We start from the raw sequence: 18,691 nt of genomic DNA, 5'->3' as shown, positions 1-18,691 counted from the left end.
AATGAAGACGATGAACGCGCAGCGCGGCATGACCCTGACCTCGTTCCTGACGGTCCTGATCGTGGTCGGTTTCTTCCTCTACATCGGCATGAAGCTGTTCCCGATGTACCAGGAGTACTACGCCGTGCGCTCGGCGATGAAGAGCCTGGCCAACGAGCCGGGCGTGGGCAGCATGGAGCCGTCGCGGATCCAGGACCTGTTCTTCAAGCGCCTGTACATCAACTACTCGGACAATGTGAAGCCGGCCAACGTGAAGTTCGATCGCCGCGACAATGGCTGGACCCTCAAGGTCAACTACGAAGTGCGCCGTCAGCTGATCGGCAATCTCGATGTGGTTGGCAAATTCGATTCTTCCCAGGACCTGACACGAAGCGGTGCCCAGTAAATTCATCCAACGTGGCGACCTGATTGGTCATGCCTTCAGCGATCCGGCCCTGCTCAAGCAGGCGCTGACGCATCGCAGTGCCGGTGCGCCGCACAACGAGCGCCTGGAATTCCTCGGCGACAGCATCGTCAACATGATGGCGGCCGAGGCGTTGTACCGACGCTGGCCCAAGGCTGACGAAGGGGCGATGACCCGTGCCCGTGCCGAGCTGGTGCGTGAAGGCGCGCTGGCGGTGATCGGGCGCAGCCTGGAACTGGGCGAGCGGCTGACCCTGGGCCCGGGCGAAATGAAGTCCGGCGGTCATCGCCGCGACTCGATCCTGGCCGACGCGGTGGAAGCCGTGGTGGCTGCGATCTACCTGGATGCCGGCTTCGAGGCCTGCCGGGCGGTGGTACTGCCCTGGTTCAGCGCATCGATCGAGGCACTCCCGGCCTCCGGCCGGCCCGAGAAGGACCCCAAGACCCGCCTGCAGGAATGGCTGCAGGCCCGACAGAAGGCGTTGCCGCAGTATGAACTGGTGTCAGAATCCGGTGACGACCACGCCAAGCACTTCCGGGTACGCTGCAACGTAGCCGACCCGGCTGCCAGCACCGAGGGCGAAGGCGCCTCGCGGCGGCTTGCCGAACAACAGGCGGCTGCGGCCGTCCTAGAACAACTGGATTCCAAGTGAGCGAACAAACCCCTCATCATTGCGGCAGCGTGGCCGTCATCGGCCGCCCGAACGTGGGCAAATCGACCCTGACCAATGCCTTGGTCGGTGCGAAGGTCAGCATCGTTTCCAACCGCCCGCAGACCACGCGTCATCGCCTGCTGGGCATCGCCACCTACCCGGAAGGCCAGCTGGTGCTGGTTGATACCCCCGGCCTGCACAAGGTGCAGAAGCGGGCGATGAACCGGGTGATGAACCGTGCCGCGCGTGGCTCGCTGGAGGGCGTCGATGCTGGCCTGCTGGTGATCGAGGCCGGTCGCTGGGATGAAGAAGACAGCCTGGCCTTCAATGTGCTGCGCGACGCCGGCATTCCGGTGGTGCTGGTGGTCAACAAGATCGACCGTCTGAAGGAAAAGGGCGCGCTGCTGCCGTTCCTGCAGCAGGTGACCGAGGGCCGTGATTTTGCCGCCGTGCATCCGATCTCGGCGCAGAAGCGCAACGGCCTGGAAGCGCTGGTGCGCGACGTGCTGAAGCTGCTGCCGGAAGCGCCGCCGATGTTCGGCGAGGACGAGATCACCGACCGCAGCCAGCGTTTCCTGGCCGGCGAACTGGTACGTGAGCAGTTGATGCGCCAGCTTGGCGAAGAGCTGCCCTACGCCACCACCGTTGAGATCGAGCGGTTCACCGAGGACGGCAACCTGCTGCGCATCGGTGCGGTGATCTGGGTCGAGCGCGAAGGCCAGAAGGCCATCGTGATCGGCAAGGGCGGCGCCCGCCTCAAGGAGATCGGCGCCAAGTCCCGCCTGCAGATGGAGCGTCTGTTCGGGGCCAAGGTGTTCCTGGAGACCTGGGTGCGCGTGCGTGAAGGCTGGTCCGATGACGAGGCCGCGCTGAAGGCCTTCGGTTACGAGTAAGCCGTTGCGGTCGCTTCGATGATGATCGAGGACGACACCGGCTTCGTGCTGCATGCACGGGCCTACCGCGAGACCAGCCTGCTGGTCGAAGTGTTGAGCGCGCAGCATGGCCGCATCGGCCTGCTCGCACGTGGTGTGTCAACGGCGAAGGGGCAGGTGCTGCGTGCTGCCCTGCAGCCATTGCAGTGGATCCGCTTCAGTGCCCAGCAGCGCGGTGAACTGGCCCAGCTGCGCGGCGCCGAAGCGCTGGATGCGGCACCCAGGCTGGTCGGCCAGGCGATGCTGGCCGGCTTCTACCTGAGTGAACTGACCCTGCGCCTGGCGCCCCGCCAGGACCCGTTGCCCGAGTTGTATCTGGCCTATGGCGAAGCGCGCGCGCGGCTGGCGGTCGGTGCCGGCCTGGCCTGGACGCTGCGTCGTTTCGAGCGTGAGCTGCTGACCGCACTGGGCCTGGGTTTCGAACTGGACAGTGCCAGCGACGGCCAGCCGATCGACCCGGCGGCACGTTACGAACTGGATCCGCAGGAAGGCGCGCAGCGCCTGCTGAGCGAGCGCGGTGGGGAACGCCGGGCGGCGGCCACTGGCTCGGCGCTGCTGGCGTTGGCGGCCGACGAAGAGCCCGATGCCGCTGACCTGGCCAGCCTGCGCCTGCCGATGCGGCGGGTGCTGGCCCATCACCTCGGGCCGCGCGGCCTGAAGTCCTGGGAAATGCTCGAGCAGCTCGCGCCCCGCAGGTAGGGGGTGTCCGGCAGGGCCTGCAGCCCTGCACCTGCCGAGGCCAAAGCGACAGCGACAGCAACAGCATGCATTCCGTGGGATGGCGGGATGGGTCCGGTTGAGGGGGACGCTGCAAGTACGTCCATGTAAGCTCGGTCGCCGCATCCATGCGGCTCACGCCCCCTCAACCGGACCCACCCCGCCTTCGACAGATTCTTGCGAGCTGTCGGAATTGCATGGGGTCGGATCCGTTTTCCTCCGGAAAACGGATCCGACCCCTGATTGATTTCGATATCTGACCGAGATTCATCCACGCATGGCGTGGATTTACCCGATCGCGGAAAACTGTCAGAGGTGGGGCGGTGTCGGAGTGCGGGGTGTCAGCCGCATGGATGCGGCTGACAAGCCCCCATGGGTGAGGGCGCTTTGCTTGCGAAGCACTGCTTCGCAAGCGCCCGAACGCACAGTCGCCAGCGGCTGGGCCGGACCGCGGAGCGGGGTTCACGGCGTCCCCGCACTCCGACACCGCCCCGCCAACCTACGGAATGCCAGCTTTTGCTGTTGCCGTTGCCTTGGTTTGAAGCCTCTGCGGGTGCAGGGCGCAGCCCTGCCGACCAACCCTCAATGCAGCAGGGCAGCCACCGCAGCGCGGAACCCAGCCTGGGCCTGCCCGGATTCCGGCGCATGATGCAACTGGCGCACCGCCCGTCCCAACCGTGCTGCCCCCACGAAGCCGCAGCTCGCCTGCAGCCGATGCAACTGGCTGCGCAGCTGGCGCTCGTCATGCTGGTCCACCGCCTGCTCGACTGCGTCTCGCACCCCCGGCAGCTCGGCCAGGAACAGCTCGCGCAGGGCGATCAGGTGATTGCGCTGGCCATTGAGCGCGGCCAGTGCCGCGGTCTCGTCCCAGTCCTGCACCTGCAGCTCGACCGCTGCCGGAGCCGGGGCAACGAAGATTCCCGCCGGGCTGTTCACCAGTGCGCGGCGCACGGCCTTCAGCGGCTGGTCGCGGCCCAGCGGCTTGACCAGCGTGTCGCTGAAGCCGGCTTCGCGCAGGCGGGCATGAATGGAGGTGTCGCCATCGGCCGTATGGGCCAGCGCCGGGGTATCGGGGTGCGAACGGCGCAGTTCACGCAGCAGCTGCGCGCCGTTGCCGTCCGGCAGGTTGACGTCGATCAGCCACAGGTCATGCGCGCCGGGCTCGGCGCTGGCCAGCGCACTGGCCAATGAGTCTGCGGTGTCCACGTCCGCCGGTAACGTTTCCAACGCCGCTTTGAAAAAACCGCGGCTGATGATGTCGTCCTCGACAAGCAGGAAGCGGGGCCGGCTGGCCCGCGGGGTCATCTGCATCAGGGCTGCCTCCATGTCAGCTGTTGCAATCATCAAGCACGGCGGCGGCGGGCGCAAGCGGGTCCGGACCCTGCCGGTCAGGATCTGCGACAATACGCCCCCATTTTTGCCCGCAGCCTGTTGCCACGTGGCCCGATCCCGCTCCCGCATCGACCGTACCCCGTTCCAGACCGAGATCCTCGACCTCAGCCATGATGGTCGCGGCGTCGCCCGCCGTGAAGGCGAGGGCGGCAAGGTCACCTTCGTCAGCGGCGCGCTGCCGGGTGAGGTGGTCATGGCCGAACAGACCGCCCGCAGCCGCCATTTCGACGAAGCGCGCACGGTGGAAGTGCTGCAGGCCTCGCCGCAGCGCGTGACCCCGAAGTGCCCCCACTTCGGCACCTGCGCCGGCTGCGTGCTGCAGCACCTGGACGAAGACCAGCAGATCGTCGCCAAGCAGCGCGTGCTGATGGACAACCTGGAGCGCATCGGCCACGTGAAGCCGGGTGCCGTGCTGGCGCCGCTGGTCGGCGAGAGCTGGGGCTACCGCCGCAAGGGCCGGTTCTCGGTGCGTCGGGTCGAAAAGAAGGACAAGACCCTGGTCGGCTTCCGTGAACAGGACCCACGTTTCGTCGCCGACCTCAGCCAGTGCCTGACCGTGATCCCGGAAATCGGCACCAAGGTCGAGGCCTTGTCGTCCTTCATCGAATCGCTCGATGGCAAGCGCGACATCCCGCAGATCGAGTTCATCGCAGGTGACCAGGCCGTGGTGCTGACCGTGCGCCACCTGCAGCCGCTCAGCGATGCCGACCGCGCCGCCTGGGCCGCCTTTGGTCAGCAGCATGGCTTTGTGATCTACCTGCAGTCCGGTGGCGTGGATACCGTGCAGCCGCTGGACGGGCAGGGCGTGCCGCTGTCGTTCCGGCTGGCGCCGTGGGATGTCGAACTGGCGTTCCGCCCGCTGGACTTCATCCAGGTCAACGCCAAGCTCAACGAGAAGATGATCGCCCACGCCCTCGACCTGCTCGAACCGGGTGAGGAAGAACGCGTGCTGGACCTGTTCTGCGGCCTGGGCAACTTCACCCTGCCGCTGGCGCGCCGCGTGCGCGAAGTGGTCGGTGTGGAAGGTGATGCCGGCCTGGTCGCGCGTGCCCGTGAGAATGCCGAGCGCAATGGCCTGGCCAACGCGCAGTTCTTCAGCGCCGACCTGACCCAGGACCAGCGCAGCACCCCGTGGATGCGCCAGGGCTTCGACAAGCTGCTGCTGGACCCGCCGCGTTCGGGCGCGATCGAAGTGCTGCAGCAGCTGCCGCTGAAGCAGTTCAAGCGCATCGTCTATGTCAGCTGCCATCCGGGCTCCCTGGCACGCGATGCCGGCTACCTGGTCAACGAACAGGGCTTCACCCTGGTCAGTGCCGGCGCCATGGACATGTTCCCGCACACCGCGCACGTGGAAAGCATCGCGGTGTTCGAAAAGCGCTGATCGGCTGTCATGCCCATCGCGCATAATGGCGCGATGGGCATCGAAATCGAACGCAAATTCCTCGTCAGCAGTGATGGCTGGCGTGCCGCCGCGCATCGGGTGATCCCGATGGCGCAGGGTTACATCAACGATATGGGCGCGCTCGACCGTGGCACCCAGAACGCGTCGGTGCGGGTCCGCATCGAAGGCGATCACGCTGCGCTGAACCTGAAGTCGCGCACCATCGGCCACACCCGGCAGGAGTTCGACTACCCGATCCCGGTGGACGATGCGCGCGCGCTGCTGGCGCTCTGTGTTGGCGGCCTGATCGACAAGCGCCGTCATCTGGTCGAGCACGCCGGCCTGACCTGGGAAGTGGATGAATTCCTCGGCGACAACGCCGGCCTGGTGGTGGCCGAGGTCGAGCTGGACAGCGCCGATCAGGCGATCGACCTGCCGGACTGGGTGGGCGCCGAAGTCACTGATGACGCCCGCTACTACAACGTTGCCCTGGCCAGTCATCCGTATTCAGAGTGGTGAACCCCCAAAAAGGGGACGGAGGGGATTAAGTCGTCTTTACCCCACCTGTGCGGGAAACGACCTAATCCCCTTCGTCCCCTTTTATCGAGCAGGGCGGGCCCCATGTCGTGGGGATGAGAATCGACATCTACTCCGACGTGGTCTGCCCCTGGTGCTGGATCGGCAAGCATCGTTTCCAGCAGGGCGTGCAGTTGCTGGGCGCAAACGCGCCTGAACTCGATATCCACTGGCAGCCGTTCCAGCTGGACCCGGACGCGGACGCTACCCCGGTGCCGCTGCGCGAGGCCTACGTGCGCAAGTTCGGTGGCGTCGAGCGCACCGAGCAGATCCTTGGCCAGACCCAGACCACCGCGCGGGCCGAAGGCCTGCCGATGGACTTCAGCCAGGGCCAGGTGCGGGTGACCACGCTGCCGGCGCACCGGGTGCTGTGGTTGGCCGGGCAGCACGGCGTGCAGGATGCGGTGGGCGAGGCGCTGTTCCGCGCCCACTTCGAGCAGGGCCAGAACCTGGCCGACCCCTCGGTGCTGATCAAGGCCGGCGTGGCGGGCGGCCTTGATGCCGGCGAAATCGCGCAGATGCTGGCGTCCGACCGCGGCCTGGCCGAGGTCGAAGCCAAGCTGGCGCAGGCCCATGCATTGGGCGTTTCTTCGGTGCCGACCTTCGTCATCGATGGGAAGTGGGCCATTTCCGGGGCGCAGCCCCCCGAGGCCTTCGCCAACGCCCTGCGCCAGATCGCCGCCGAGCAGGGCGCGCTGGAGTCGCCCGCCGATGGCGACGAGGCCTGCGGCCCGGACGGCTGCAAGGTCTGACCGGCCCCGAAAAGGGGACGCAGGGAATCAAGACGTATCCAGCCCGTAGGGGCCGATTGCGCCTTAATCCCCTCCGTCCCCTTTTTCTGACCACTGCGCCTGTCGGCCGGTTCTGCGACAATGCGGCACTGCGCCATGCGGGCGCGCGTTGTGGAGATCGACCATGCTGCTGATCGGCGTTGCCGGCACCGAACTGACTGCCCAGGAACGTGACTGGTTGCAGCACGATGCCGTGGCCGGGGTCGTGCTGTTCAAGCGCAACTTCGCCTCGCGCCAGCAGGTGACCGATCTGAGCGCGGCCATCCGCGCCGCCGCGCCGCGCCCGCAGCTGATCTGCGTGGACCAGGAAGGCGGCCGCGTACAGCGTTTCCGCGAGGGTTACAGCGATCTGCCGCCACTGCAGGACATTGGTGCGCTGTATGCCGCCGACCCGCAGCAGGCCCTGGCACTGGCCGAACGGCATGCCTGGCTGATGGCCAGCGAGGTACGCGCCAGCGGCGTGGACCTGAGCTTCGCCCCGGTGGTCGATCTCGGCCGTGGCAACCGTGCCATCGGCAACCGCGCTTTCAGTGAAGACCCGCAGGTGGTGGCCGCATTCACCGCCGCCTACGTGCGTGGCATGCATTCGGTCGGCATGGCCGCGACGCTCAAGCATTTCCCCGGCCACGGTACCGTGCTGGAAGACACCCACGTGGATACCGCGATCGACCCGCGCGCGCTGGACGAGCTGCGCGCGCAGGACCTCGTGCCGTTCCAGGCCGGGATCGCCGCCGGTGCCGACGCGGTGATGATGGCGCACGTGATCTACCCGCAGGTGGCGCCGGAACCGGCCGGTTACTCGCCGCGCTGGATCCAGGACATCCTGCGCGGCGAGCTCCGCTTCCGTGGCGTGGTGTTCTCCGACGACATCGGCATGGCTGCCTCGCACAGTGCCGGCGGCGTGCCGGCGCGCGTGCACGCCCATCTGGATGCCGGCTGCGACGTGGTGCTGGTCTGCCACCCGGAGCTGGTTGATGAAGCCCTGCACGCGGTGCAGGGGCGCTCCCTCAATACCGCTGCGCTGCTGGGCCTGATCGGCCGCGGCGCGCTTGGCTGGGATGGCCTGCTGGCCGATGCCCGCCATGGCGACACCCAAACCCGTCTGCTTGAAACCCTTGGAAGAACCGTCTGATGCCCAACCTCACCATTTCCCAGGCCCTGGCCCAGGCTGACCTGCTGGTCGACCGCCCCACCATCGACAAGGCCATTGCCGGTATCGCCGACGCCATCGCGCGCGACTACAAGGGCGAGGTGCCGCTGTTCCTGTCGATCATGCACGGCGCGCTGCCGTTCGCCGGCCAGCTGGCGCTGGAACTGGGTGCGCGCGGGCAGGACGTGCAGTTCGATTACCTGCACGCCACCCGCTACCGTGGCGAAACCACCGGCGGCGACCTGGTCTGGAAGCACAAGCCGGCCACCTCGCTGTTCGGCCGCCGCGTGCTGCTGGTCGACGACATCCTGGACGAGGGCTACACCCTGCAGGGCGTGCGCACCTGGTGCCTGGAGCAGGGCGCGACCGATGTGCGCATCGCCGCGATGACGGTGAAGAAGCACGACCGGGCGCTGCCGGATGTGACCGCCGATTACGCAGGCATCGAACTGCCGGACCGCTATGTGTTCGGCTTCGGCATGGACGTCAACGAAACCCTGCGCTGCGTGCCGGCCATCTACGCAATGAAGGAATAACCGCGCAGCCGCCTGCGGCGCGCCTTTTCCCATCGCCGGCATCCTCGGGTGCCGGCGTTCGTCTTTTCATGGAGTGCTTCGAATGCAACAGATCGCCCTGGCCGTGATCGGCGGTACCGGTGTCTACAACCTGGCCAAGCTCGACGACGTGCAGACCCACGAGGTCGACACCCGCTTCGGCCGCCCGTCCGGTCCGGTGCGCGTGGGCACGCTGCTCGGCCATCGCGTTGCGTTCCTGGCGCGCCATGGTGAAGGCCACTCGCTGCCGCCGCACAAGATCAATTACCGCGCCAACCTGGCCGCGCTGCAGCAGCTGGGCGCGCAGCGCGTGCTGGCGTTGAACACGGTCGGCGGCATCACCGAGGATTTCGGTCCGCGCGTGTTGGCCTGCCCGGACCAGATCATCGACTACACCTGGGGCCGCATCAGCACCATCTGTGAAGAAGAAGGCAGCGACGTGGTCCACGTCGATTTCGGCCACCCGTACACGCCGATGCTGCGCAGCAAGATCCTGGCGGCGGCCAAAGTGACCGGTGTCACGGTCCATGACGGTGGCTGTTACGGCGCGACGCAGGGCCCACGCCTGGAAACCATCGCCGAGATCGCCCGCATGCGTCGCGACGGTTGTGACCTGGTCGGTATGACCGGCATGCCGGAAGCCGCGCTGGCACGTGAGCTGGGGCTGGATTATGCCTGCCTGGCGATCATCGCCAACTGGGCTGCCGGCTGTGGTGATGGCGAGGAGATTACGATGGCCGAAGTGCTGGCCAACGTACAGGCGGCCAGCAACGGACTTCCGGAACTGGTGGGCGAATTGGCGCGGGGGTGATTGTCTTCCCCGAGCAAGCTTTGCATACTCAGCTTGTGCGCGGGTTCAGCGTACACCACCCATTCATTGCATAAGGTCTCGCATCACCATGCCGAACGGTACCGTCAAGTGGTTCAACGACGCCAAGGGATTTGGCTTCATCTCGCCGGAGGATGGCAGCGCCGACGTGTTCGCGCACTTCTCCGCCATCAACTCCAAGGGCTTCCGCAGCCTGCAGGAAGGCCAGCGTGTCACCTATGACGTGACCCAGGGCCCGAAGGGCGCCCAGGCTTCGAACATCACGCCGGCCGAGTGATCCACTCGACAGTGCGTTGAAAACCCCGCTTCGGCGGGGTTTTTTTTGCGCGGCGTGCCCGCGACCCGCTCGCGATCCACCCGTCTCGGGCACAATGCGGTCATGACGGAACGACTGCGTATCGCCGTGATTGGCTACGGCACCGCTGGACAGGCAGTGTCCATCCTGCTCACCCGTGACGGCCACGAGGTGGAGATCTTCGAACGCGTGCCCACGCCGGGGCCGGTGGGTGCCGGTTTCCTGCTGCAGCCCAGCGGCCTGCAGGTGCTGTGGCAGATGGGTCTGCTGGATGCGGTGCGCGCGCATGCCGCGCCGGTGCACCGCCTGTATGGAGACACGCCGTGCGAGCGCGCGGTGATGGACATGCGCTACGACGGCCTGGATGCGCGCCTGCACGGACTGGGCATGCAGCGTGGGGCGTTGTTCTCGCTGCTGGATGATGCCCGTGGCGGGCTTGGCCAGCTGCATGCCGGTACCACCATCACCGAGGTGGATGCTGAGCACGGGCGCCTGCGCGACAGCGAAGGGCGCGCGCACGGCCCGTTCGATCTGGTGGTGGCCGCAGATGGCGCGGCCTCTGCGCTGCGCGGCACGATCGCCGGCGGTGCCGGGCTGGACCGCGTGTATCCGTGGGGGGCGCTGTGGTGCCTGTTGCCGGCCGAAGACTGGCCGCACGTGCAGGAGCTGCGGCAGCGCTACGTGGCCGCGCGCAAGATGATCGGCCTGCTGCCGGTCGGTACGCGTCCCGGCGATGACATGCCGCGCCTGAGCTTCTTCTGGAGCCTGCCACGCGCCGACTTCGAGCGCTGGCAGGCCGATGGCATGACGCCCTGGCTGGACGAGCTGCATGCGCTGTGGCCGCAGGCCAGTGCGCGCTTTGCCCACCTGCGCGATGCTGGCCAGCTGGCGCGCGCGGTCTATCGCGATGCAGTGATGACGCGCTGGCACCAGGGCCGCATGGTGCTGGCAGGGGATGCCGCGCACGCGATGAGCCCGCAGCTGGGGCAGGGAGTGAACATGGCGCTGCTCGATGCGTTGGCATTGCGCGATGCCGTTCGCAGGCATGGCTGTGGTGCCGAAGCGTTGCAGGCGTACCAGGCGCAACGCAGGGCGCACGTAGCGGTCTACCAGCGCTGGAGCCGTTGGCTGACGCCGCTGTTCCAGTCTGACCGCGATGCCTGGGCGAAGGCGCGCGACGTGCTGCTGGGCCCGATGGGGCGCCTGCCCGGAGGCCGTGGCCACATGCTGCGCGTGCTCAGTGGCACGCAGCAGGGATGGTTCGGTTCGCTCGCGGTGGATCCGGCGTTCATCGACGCAATGGCTACCGTGGCGATGTCACCCATCAGCGTGATTACCGCTGATGCGTGAAGCGCACCGTCACGGGAATTAACGGTTGCCTCACTGCGGATGTGCGAGAAGGGGGGAGCACGCGACAGCCGCGTCGCCCGTTTTCCTTTCCGTGATCAACATCGCGCATGGCCCCGGGCGGCCCTGCCGTCGCCGCCTGCTGCGGCCCGGATGAGCCGCTGATGTTGAAGAGGAGGACGCCATGTTGTTCGCGGTCGAAGAGCTGGAATCGGAAATCTGCAAGCTGCGCGGTCTGCTGCGGATGCTGCACGAGGACCAGCCCGACGTACTGGAGGATGTGTTCGAATTCCATGTCGGCAGCCTGATCAGCCATGCGGCCGACAAGCACCACGGCTATATCCGCCGATGTGCGGCGCAGATGCTGCTGGAGCTGCCGGCGGTTCGCCGGCCGGGCAGCGACGTGGATATCGGCCTTGCACCGGTGGCGCTGGCCCGCGGCGGCTGAACACGGCACGGACGCGGTCTGCGGCAGAATCGGTCACCACCCCTCCGTGCAGGATGCGCCGATGACCGCAGCAGGCAACGCGATGAATGCCCCCTTTGAAACCCATGTGGTGCTGAACCAGCCACCGCCCTTCGCCGGTCGCCAGTTGTGGACCGATGATGCAGCGTTGATGGAAGCGGTGAAGCGCGAGGGGGCGGGCAGTTTCGCGCCGCGGCTGGCCGCATATGGAGCACTGGCCGGCGACGAGTTGTACCGGCTCGGCTTTGACGCCAACCGTGATCGCCCGCGCCTGCGCACGCACGATGCGCAGGGCCATCGCATAGATGCGGTCGAGTTCCACCCTGCGTACCACCAGCTGATGGCCGCAGCGAAGCAGCATGGCGTGGCGGGTTTGTCCTGGCATGAGCCGCAGCCCGGCGCGCATGTGGCGCGTGCGGCACTGAGCTATCTGCACCACCAGGCCGAAGCCGGCACCAGTTGCCCCTTGACCATGACGCATGCGGCGGTGGCAGTGCTTCAGTCGCAGCCGCATCTGGCCGAATGGGCGCGCAAGGCCGGCGCGCCGGTCTATGACCCGCGTGATGTGCCCGTGGCGGACAAAGCCGGCATCACTCTGGGCATGGGCATGACCGAGAAGCAGGGCGGTTCGGACGTACGCGCGAACAGCACGCGGGCCGAACCGATCGATGGCGAACGCTACCGCCTGGTCGGCCACAAGTGGTTCTTCTCCGCGCCGATGTGCGATGGCTTCCTGGTGCTGGCACAGGCGCCGGGCGGACTGACCTGCCTGTTGATGCCGCGCCGCTTGGCCGACGGTGACCGCAATGCGTTCCGGCTGATGCGGCTGAAGGACAAGCTTGGCGACTGGGCCAATGCGTCCAGCGAGGTCGAGTTCTGTGGCGCGCAGGCATGGCGTGTGGGCGAAGAAGGGCGTGGCGTGGCGACCATCATCGGCATGGTGATGATGACCCGCCTGGACTGCATGCTGGGTGCGGCCGCAGAGATGCGCATGGCGCTGGCGCAGGCGCTGCATCATGCACGCCATCGGCGCACCTTCGGCAAGTTGTTGGTGGAGCATGCGTTGATGGCCAATGTGCTGGCCGATCTGGCGCTGGAGTCGGAAGCGGCAACCGTGTTGGCGATGCGCATCGCGCGGGCGGTGGATCGCGCCGGCGAGGATGCCAGCGAAGCCGCGTTGGCACGGCTGGGGACCGCACTGGGCAAGTATTGGCTGTGCAAGCGCGCGCCGTCCTTCGTCAACGAAGCGCAGGAATGCCTGGGCGGTGCGGGCTACGTGGAGGAGTCGATGCTGCCGAGGCTGTACCGCCAGGCGCCGTTGAATTCGATCTGGGAAGGCAGCGGCAACATCCAGTGCCTGGACGTCCTGCGCGCGCTGTCACGCGAGCCGGAGGCGATGGCGGCATTGCGCAGCGAGCTGGCCGCAGTGGCCGATCTCGATGCGCGTTATGCAGCTGCATTGCAGCGTTGGGCAGCGGCGCCGGCGCCTGAGGAATCACAGGCGCGGCTGTTCTGCGAGCGCACTGCGCTGCTGCTGCAGGCGGCGCTGCTGCTGCGTGCGCGCAGTCCAATGGCGGAGGCGTTCGTGCGCAGCCGGTTGGACAGGGAGCATGGGCTGGCATTCGGGACGCTGCCGGCGGGATTGGATCTGTCGGCGATGCTGGCGCGCGCGTTGCCGTAGGGAGCGGCCAACGGCGGAGCCCCTCGTGGTGGGCGCTGATATCGGCAGTGGCCGTGCGAGTGGGTTGCACAGGGGGCGCCGTGAACCCGTCCTTGGGGGCTTGGCCGCGGCATCCATGCCGCGGACACCCCTGCGCAACCCACTCGCACGGCCTTGGACGGTTTCCGTGCCGTCCACCACGGAATCAACAGAAAGAGCGGAGAGCGAAAAGCAGAAAAGCCGCGGCAGTGCCGCGGCTTTTCCTGTAGCGCCGAGGCGATGCTCGGCTGCAGGTACACCTCAGTGCTTGGCTTCTTCCTTGGCGGCATTTGCCTTCGCGTCATTGGCGACATCGCGGGCCTTGTCGGCGACCTTCTGCGCGGCGTTGGCGGTGGCGTCGCTGGCGTGCGCAGCGGCGTCGGTTGCGGCGTCCTTGGCCTTGTCGGCGGCGTTGGCTGTGGCGTCTGCGGCCTTGTCCAGCGCCTGCTGGGTATCGGCGGCGGCCTGCTCGGAAGCGGCTGCGGTCTTGTCGGCGGCTTCGCGGGTGGCAGCAGCAGCCTTGTCGACGGCGTCGCGGGCGGCAGCGCCGGCGCTGTCGGCCGCCTGCTGCGCGTCCTGCTTGGCCTGTTCGGCTTCCGGGCCCTTGCAGGCGGCCAGGGCCAGCAGCAGGGAGGCGGCCAGCAGGGTGGTGGTGATCGGACGAATCTTCATGGCGGTCTCCGGCACTGCAATGGATGGGGACGCCAGCCTATTCATGCCGTTGTGAAGACCGGGTCGCGATGCAGGGGCTTGATCGCCGACATCCACGCAAAGAAAAAGCCGCTGGCGAACCAGCGGCTTTTCCAGAACAGCGTGAAGAAAGAAGTTATTACTTCTTGGCTTCTTCAGCAGCGTCCTTGGCCTTCTCAGCGGTGCCTTCAGCAGCCTTGGCAGCGTCAGCAGCGGCGCCGGCAGCGGCGTCGGTGGCAGCAGCGCCAGCCTGGGCAGCAGCGTCGACCGAAGCGTCAGCAGCGGTGGCGGCGGTGTCAGCGGCCTGCTGGGCAGCGTCGGCGGTCTGGGCGCCAGCAGCGGCGGCCTGGTCGGCAGCAGCCTGGGCTTCGGTGGCGGCTTCGTTGGCCGAAGCAGCGGCGTCCTGGGCAGCTTCCTGCTTCGAGCAGGCGGCCAGGGCCAGAGCCAGGGACATCGCGACCAGCAGCTTGTTGATGCTCATTGTGTAAATCCTCGTCGTTAGAATTAGGCAACGCGCATGCTGCGCGCCGACAACATGATGACAAGCCAAGATTGGGTGTCAAGCGATCCCGCATTCATTTTTGCGAAATCATCGTTAAATCTTTTTAAATCAATTCGATGGCGATTGCCGTTGCTTCGCCGCCGCCGATGCAGAGGGTGGCAATGCCGCGCTTGCCACCACGCGTGCGCAGAGCGTTGACCAGGGTCACCACAAGACGTGCGCCCGAGGCACCGATGGGATGACCCAGTGCGCAGGCGCCGCCATTCACGTTGAGCTTGTCGTGAGGGATGCCCAGTTCGCGCATCGGGGCCATCGCCACCACAGCGAAGGCTTCGTTGATTTCGAACAGATCGACCTGGTCCAGCGACCAGCCGGTCTTGTCCAGCAGCTTGTGCAGCGCGCCGATCGGGGCGGTGGTGAACCACTCCGGTTCGTGCGAGTGGGTGGCGTGGCCGACGATGCGGGCCAGCGGCGTGATGCCTCGCGCGGCAGCGTCCTCTTCGGTCAGCAGCACCACTGCGGCGGCGCCGTCGGAGATGCTGGAGGAGCTGGCCGCGGTCACGCTGCCATCCTTCTTGAAGGCCGGGCGCAGGGTCGGGATCTTGGCGATGTCGGAGCGCCCCGGCTGCTCGTCGGTAGCGAGCTCGACCTCACCCTTGCGGGTGGCGACCTTCACCGCGACGATTTCATCGGCAAATGCACCATTGGCCTGTGCAGCCTGCGCACGCTTGACCGACTCGATCGCATAGGCGTCCTGCTCTTCGCGGCTGAACTGGTACTTGTCCACCGCGCACTCGGCGAATTCGCCCATGGCCTTGCCGTCGTAGGCGTTGACCAGGCCATCGTGGGCCATGTGGTCGACCGCCTGGAAGTTGCCGAAACGGTTGCCGGTACGGGAGTTCGGCAGCATGTGCGGGGCGTTGGACATCGATTCCATGCCGCCGGCGACCACGATGCTGGCCGAGCCAGCCTTGATCAGGTCATGGCCGAGCATGATGGTCTTCATGCCCGAGCCGCACACCTTGTTCAGCGTGGTGGCACCGGCCGACAGCGGAATGCCGGCGGCGATCGCAGCCTGGCGGGCGGGCGCCTGGCCGAGGTTGGCCGGCAGCACGCAGCCCATCAGGACTTCAGAAACGTCGCTGGCCGGGACACCCGATTGTTCCAGCGCGGCGGCGATGGCGGCCGCGCCGAGGGTCGGGGTCGGCACGCCGTTGAACTGGCCGAGGAAGGAGCCGATGGCGGTGCGCTTGGCGGCGGCGATGACGATGTTGGACATGGCAATCTCGTTGATGCGTAAGCAATGTTCGGAAAGGAGACCGGAGGCTGTTGGATGCGCCCCGGTTTCCCGGCAGACTGCGTGGGGGTCGGCCCAAGTATAGAGGGTCGGGGAGGGCTGCCGCTGTGCGGCGCCGAACGCCTGCCGGGATGAAGGCAGGCCAACGTTCACGGGAAGGAATCGATGGAACGCACGATGATGGTGAGGTCTGTGCTGGCAACCGCGCTGGCGATGGCGCTGACGGCCTGTGGTGGAGGCGGCGGAGGCGGCAGCAACGTGCGTGTCGACCCGCCCCCGACCACGCCGACACCTCCGACCACGCCTCCCCCGACGACACCACCACCGGTCAAGCCGCAGGAGCCGGCCTTTGATGCGCATCTTTCAGTCACCAACGCGCGTGCCGCACAGGCCGCAGGCCTGACCGGGCAGGGCGTGCGCATCGGCATTGTCGATTCGGGCGTGCAGCGCAACGCGGTGGCCTTGAATGGTCGCGTGCTGGCCAACTTCAATTACATCGATCCGGCCAGGAACAACCTGGGGGTTGATGACGTGGTCGGGCATGGCACCGCCGTGGCCAGCCTCGCCGCTGGCGCGGCAGTGGGAACCTGGCCGGGCGGTATTGCGCCAGGTGCGCAGATCGTCTCGGCACGGATCATTTCCGACAAGCCGCCGACCGATGACGGCAGTGGCAATGGCAATGCCTTCAGTGGGCCACTGGGTGTGGCCCAGGTCCACCAGGACCTGATCAGCTACAACGTGAAGGTGATGAACAACTCGTGGGGTGGCCTGTACTGGACCGATCTGCCCACCACGGCGCAGGTGGCCGCCGAATACCGGCCGTTCGTGATCAATCACGGCGGCCTGGTGGTGTTCGCCGCCGGCAATGACGGCCGCAGCGAGCCGAGCAGCCTGGCCGCGCTGCCCAGCCAGAAGGGCGTGGCAGGCACGCTTCCGGCGGCCGATCTGGAGCGCGGCTGGCTGGTGGCCACGGCGGTGGACCCGTTCACGCCGGGCGCGCTGGCCAGCTATTCGAATGCCTGCGGCCAGGCGGCCCGCTATTGCCTGGCGGCGCCAGGCAGCGCGGTCTACCCGGATGCCAATGGTGGCAGCTACTACTGGAACTACGGTACGTCGTTCGCCGCGCCGCTGATCTCCGGTGCGGCTGCGCTGGTCTGGCAGCGCTTCCCCTACTTCAACAACGATCTGGTGCGGCAGACCCTGCTGGGTACCGCCAAGGACATCGGTGCGCCCGGTGTGGATCCGGTGTTCGGCTATGGCCTGCTCGACATCGGTCGCGCGATCAATGGTCCCGGCCGCTTCGACTGGGGTGATGTGACCGCCAGTGTGGATGTGGCCTCGACCGGTTCGACGTGGAGCAACGACATCACCGGCAGCGGTGGCCTGGTCAAGCAGGGAGACGGCAAGCTGGTGCTGACCGGCAACAACGGTTACACCGGTGCCACCCGTGTCGAGCGCGGCATCCTGACGCTGCAGAACGGTGGCGTGATCCGTTCCAACGTGACGATCCTCGCCCAGCCTGATCCGGATTCCACCGGTCTGCAGTTCAACGGTGGCACGCCGCGGGTGATCGGCAATGTGGTCAACGGCGGCAGCGTGTTCCTCACCACCGGCAACACCACCGGCACCATCGAGGGCAACTATACCCAGCATCCCGGCGCGCAGCTGATGATCGCCCTTGGCGCCAACGCGCTGCAGGTCACCGGCAGCGCAACGATCAATGGCAGTGTGCGCGTGCATGGCTTCGTCTCCGGCTATGTGCCGCAGAACGGAACCCGCCAGGACCTCATCCACGCCGCGGGGGGGCTGAACGGCATCTTCAGTACCGAGGCCACTTCCACCGGCCTGCAGGGACTGACCCTGGTGGCCCCCACGTATGGCTACGACCGCAACAACGCCTGGTTGAACGTGACCCAGGTCAACGTCACCGCCGCGGCCAGCGGCCTGAGCGCTTCTGCGCAGGTGGCCGCGCAGCGCCTGGAAGGCGCATTCGCAGTGCTCGACGGCAACACCGGCCTGCAGGGATCGCCCTTCGGTGCGGCAGCCGGTGCGCTGCAGTGGGCCGGAGGGGGCCAACAGGGCCTGGCCGACAGCCTGCAGAGCCTGTCCGGCCAGGCGCATGCCCGCGCCGAGGCCGCCACCTTCGACAGCATCGACATGTCGCGGCGTGCGATCGCCGAACGCTTCGATCGTGTGCAGGCCACGCCGCGCCTGCGGGGTACCTGGCAGAGCGCGTTGGGCGAGGCCGGGCAGGGCAGCTTTGCCGGCAATGCCGCCGACAGCCGCGGTTGGATGGCCGGTCAGGACCTGCCGCTGGGCAGCAATGGGTTGATGGGTGTGGCCTTTGGCGAAACCCGCAGCAATGGTGGCAGCAGTTTCGGCGGTGATCGCGGGCGTGACCGCCAGGCGCAGGCGCAGCTGTACGCCGGCTGGAATCTGGGGCGTGGCTATGCTCTGGCCCAGGTCGGCAGCGGCCAGTTCACCCGCGCGCTGGATCGTCAGCTGCTGCTCGGTGCGGGCGCCTATGGCGTTTCTGCGCGGTACGGTGGCCGTTTCAGCAGTGCCAGCGTGGAGGGCGGGTACCGACTGGGGCGTGCGGGCGCATCGTTGACGCCCTACCTCGGTGCCAGCACCACGCGTGTGGATACTGACGCCTTCAATGAACTCGGCGGCTTTGGCTTCGGCCTGCGGGGTGATGCCAATCGCTCGCAGCGCAGCCAGATGCTGGCCGGTATCCGCGGCGAGCGCGGCTGGGGGCGTTGGATGCTGCGTGGGCATGCCGAATGGCAGCAGCGGCTTGATGGTGCGGATGCGGACTGGCAGGCCAGTTTCGTCGGCGTCGATGCATGGGCGCCGCTGGCAGGCTGGAATGCGCCGCGTGGCAGTGCGCTGATAGGCGTGGCGCTGGAGTCGTGGTGGGGCCGTAATGGCCGCCTGAGCCTGGGCTTTGGCCAGCGTATCGGTGGCGAGGGCGCGCGGCAGGCTGCGGTGCGCTACAGCACCGGGTTCTGAGGAATC

Annotated in this window: 19 protein-coding genes; 15 read left to right on the top strand and 4 right to left on the bottom strand. The window is 67.2% G+C overall.

All coding sequences use genetic code 11. The features are described 5' to 3' along the window. Window position 1: 1 nt before the first annotated feature. The 4 genes from EZ304_RS05740 to recO are packed head-to-tail and all read left to right on the top strand — an operon-like array spanning window position 2 to window position 2,686. On the top strand, window positions 2-385 hold the full coding sequence (locus EZ304_RS05740; protein ID WP_099555386.1) for a DUF4845 domain-containing protein: 384 nt from the start codon (window positions 2-4) through the stop codon (window positions 383-385). Next, window positions 375-1,055, top strand: a complete 681-nt coding sequence (gene rnc, locus EZ304_RS05735) for a ribonuclease III (protein ID WP_019662167.1) — start codon at window positions 375-377, stop codon at window positions 1,053-1,055. The genes EZ304_RS05740 and rnc overlap by 11 nt, the downstream gene beginning before the upstream one ends. Beyond that, on the top strand, window positions 1,052-1,948 hold the full coding sequence (era, locus tag EZ304_RS05730; RefSeq protein WP_005410599.1) for a GTPase Era: 897 nt from the start codon (window positions 1,052-1,054) through the stop codon (window positions 1,946-1,948). Before rnc ends, era begins: the two co-directional genes overlap by 4 nt. 18 nt (window positions 1,949-1,966) lie before the next feature. Next, complete coding sequence (recO, locus tag EZ304_RS05725; protein WP_099555388.1) at window positions 1,967-2,686, top strand: DNA repair protein RecO; 720 nt, start codon at window positions 1,967-1,969, stop codon at window positions 2,684-2,686. A 600-nt stretch (window positions 2,687-3,286) separates the two neighbouring features. On the opposite strand, the gene EZ304_RS05720 is transcribed toward recO, so the two are convergent. After that, window positions 3,287-4,015, bottom strand: coding sequence for a hybrid sensor histidine kinase/response regulator (locus tag EZ304_RS05720; protein WP_142806524.1), 729 nt, complete (start codon window positions 4,013-4,015; stop codon window positions 3,287-3,289). Between the two features lie 127 nt (window positions 4,016-4,142). On the opposite strand from EZ304_RS05720, the gene rlmD reads away from it, so the two are divergent. The 10 genes from rlmD to EZ304_RS05670 all read left to right on the top strand — a co-directional run bounded on the left by rlmD (window position 4,143) and on the right by EZ304_RS05670 (window position 13,166). Beyond that, complete coding sequence (gene rlmD / locus EZ304_RS05715) at window positions 4,143-5,477, top strand: 23S rRNA (uracil(1939)-C(5))-methyltransferase RlmD (protein ID WP_142806523.1); 1,335 nt, start codon at window positions 4,143-4,145, stop codon at window positions 5,475-5,477. 33 nt (window positions 5,478-5,510) lie between these two features. Then, window positions 5,511-5,996 carry a CYTH domain-containing protein gene (locus EZ304_RS05710; RefSeq protein ID WP_049421258.1) on the top strand — a complete coding sequence of 162 codons (486 nt, stop codon included), beginning with the start codon at window positions 5,511-5,513 and terminating at the stop codon, window positions 5,994-5,996. A 113-nt stretch (window positions 5,997-6,109) separates the two neighbouring features. Further along, window positions 6,110-6,805 (top strand): DsbA family oxidoreductase, encoded by a 696-nt coding sequence (locus tag EZ304_RS05705; RefSeq protein ID WP_142806522.1) that lies wholly within the window; start codon window positions 6,110-6,112, stop codon window positions 6,803-6,805. Window positions 6,806-6,968: 163 nt separating this feature from the next. Beyond that, window positions 6,969-7,976, top strand: coding sequence for a beta-N-acetylhexosaminidase (nagZ, locus tag EZ304_RS05700; protein WP_142806521.1), 1,008 nt, complete (start codon window positions 6,969-6,971; stop codon window positions 7,974-7,976). After that, on the top strand, window positions 7,976-8,530 hold the full coding sequence (locus tag EZ304_RS05695) for a hypoxanthine-guanine phosphoribosyltransferase (protein WP_005410592.1): 555 nt from the start codon (window positions 7,976-7,978) through the stop codon (window positions 8,528-8,530). Before nagZ ends, EZ304_RS05695 begins: the two co-directional genes overlap by 1 nt. An 82-nt stretch (window positions 8,531-8,612) precedes the next feature. Continuing rightward, window positions 8,613-9,359 (top strand): S-methyl-5'-thioinosine phosphorylase, encoded by a 747-nt coding sequence (locus EZ304_RS05690; protein WP_099552119.1) that lies wholly within the window; start codon window positions 8,613-8,615, stop codon window positions 9,357-9,359. Window positions 9,360-9,447: 88 nt separating this feature from the next. Beyond that, window positions 9,448-9,654 carry a cold-shock protein gene (locus EZ304_RS05685; RefSeq protein ID WP_005410590.1) on the top strand — a complete coding sequence of 69 codons (207 nt, stop codon included), beginning with the start codon at window positions 9,448-9,450 and terminating at the stop codon, window positions 9,652-9,654. 102 nt (window positions 9,655-9,756) lie between these two features. After that, window positions 9,757-11,022, top strand: coding sequence for an FAD-dependent oxidoreductase (locus tag EZ304_RS05680; protein WP_142806520.1), 1,266 nt, complete (start codon window positions 9,757-9,759; stop codon window positions 11,020-11,022). Between the two features lie 181 nt (window positions 11,023-11,203). Continuing rightward, entirely contained in the window at window positions 11,204-11,467 is a 264-nt protein-coding gene (locus tag EZ304_RS05675; RefSeq protein ID WP_106551010.1) for a hypothetical protein, read from the top strand. 61 nt (window positions 11,468-11,528) lie between these two features. After that, window positions 11,529-13,166, top strand: coding sequence for an acyl-CoA dehydrogenase family protein (locus tag EZ304_RS05670; RefSeq protein WP_142806519.1), 1,638 nt, complete (start codon window positions 11,529-11,531; stop codon window positions 13,164-13,166). Window positions 13,167-13,445: 279 nt separating this feature from the next. Here the strand turns inward: EZ304_RS05670 and EZ304_RS05665 are convergent, their stop codons facing one another. From EZ304_RS05665 to EZ304_RS05655, 3 genes are all read right to left on the bottom strand, one after another. Next, on the bottom strand, window positions 13,446-13,856 hold the full coding sequence (locus EZ304_RS05665) for a hypothetical protein (RefSeq protein ID WP_006461120.1): 411 nt from the start codon (window positions 13,854-13,856) through the stop codon (window positions 13,446-13,448). 157 nt (window positions 13,857-14,013) lie between these two features. Beyond that, a complete protein-coding gene (locus EZ304_RS05660) occupies window positions 14,014-14,355 on the bottom strand; it encodes a hypothetical protein (RefSeq protein ID WP_004153024.1) in 342 nt (113 codons plus the stop codon). Window positions 14,356-14,479: 124 nt separating this feature from the next. Further along, the gene (locus EZ304_RS05655; RefSeq protein ID WP_142806518.1) at window positions 14,480-15,655 is read right to left on the bottom strand and encodes a thiolase family protein; all 1,176 of its coding nucleotides are present in this window, start codon (window positions 15,653-15,655) and stop codon (window positions 14,480-14,482) included. 183 nt (window positions 15,656-15,838) lie between these two features. On the opposite strand from EZ304_RS05655, the gene EZ304_RS05650 reads away from it, so the two are divergent. Further along, entirely contained in the window at window positions 15,839-18,685 is a 2,847-nt protein-coding gene (locus EZ304_RS05650) for an autotransporter serine protease (protein ID WP_142806517.1), read from the top strand. Window positions 18,686-18,691: the final 6 nt, after the last annotated feature.

Origin of the sequence: Stenotrophomonas maltophilia, assembly GCF_006974125.1 — a bacterium.
Taxonomy (GTDB): domain Bacteria; phylum Pseudomonadota; class Gammaproteobacteria; order Xanthomonadales; family Xanthomonadaceae; genus Stenotrophomonas; species Stenotrophomonas maltophilia_O.
The sequence above is the reverse complement of the archived record's forward strand: the minus strand, read 5'-3'. Positions and strand labels throughout refer to the sequence as shown.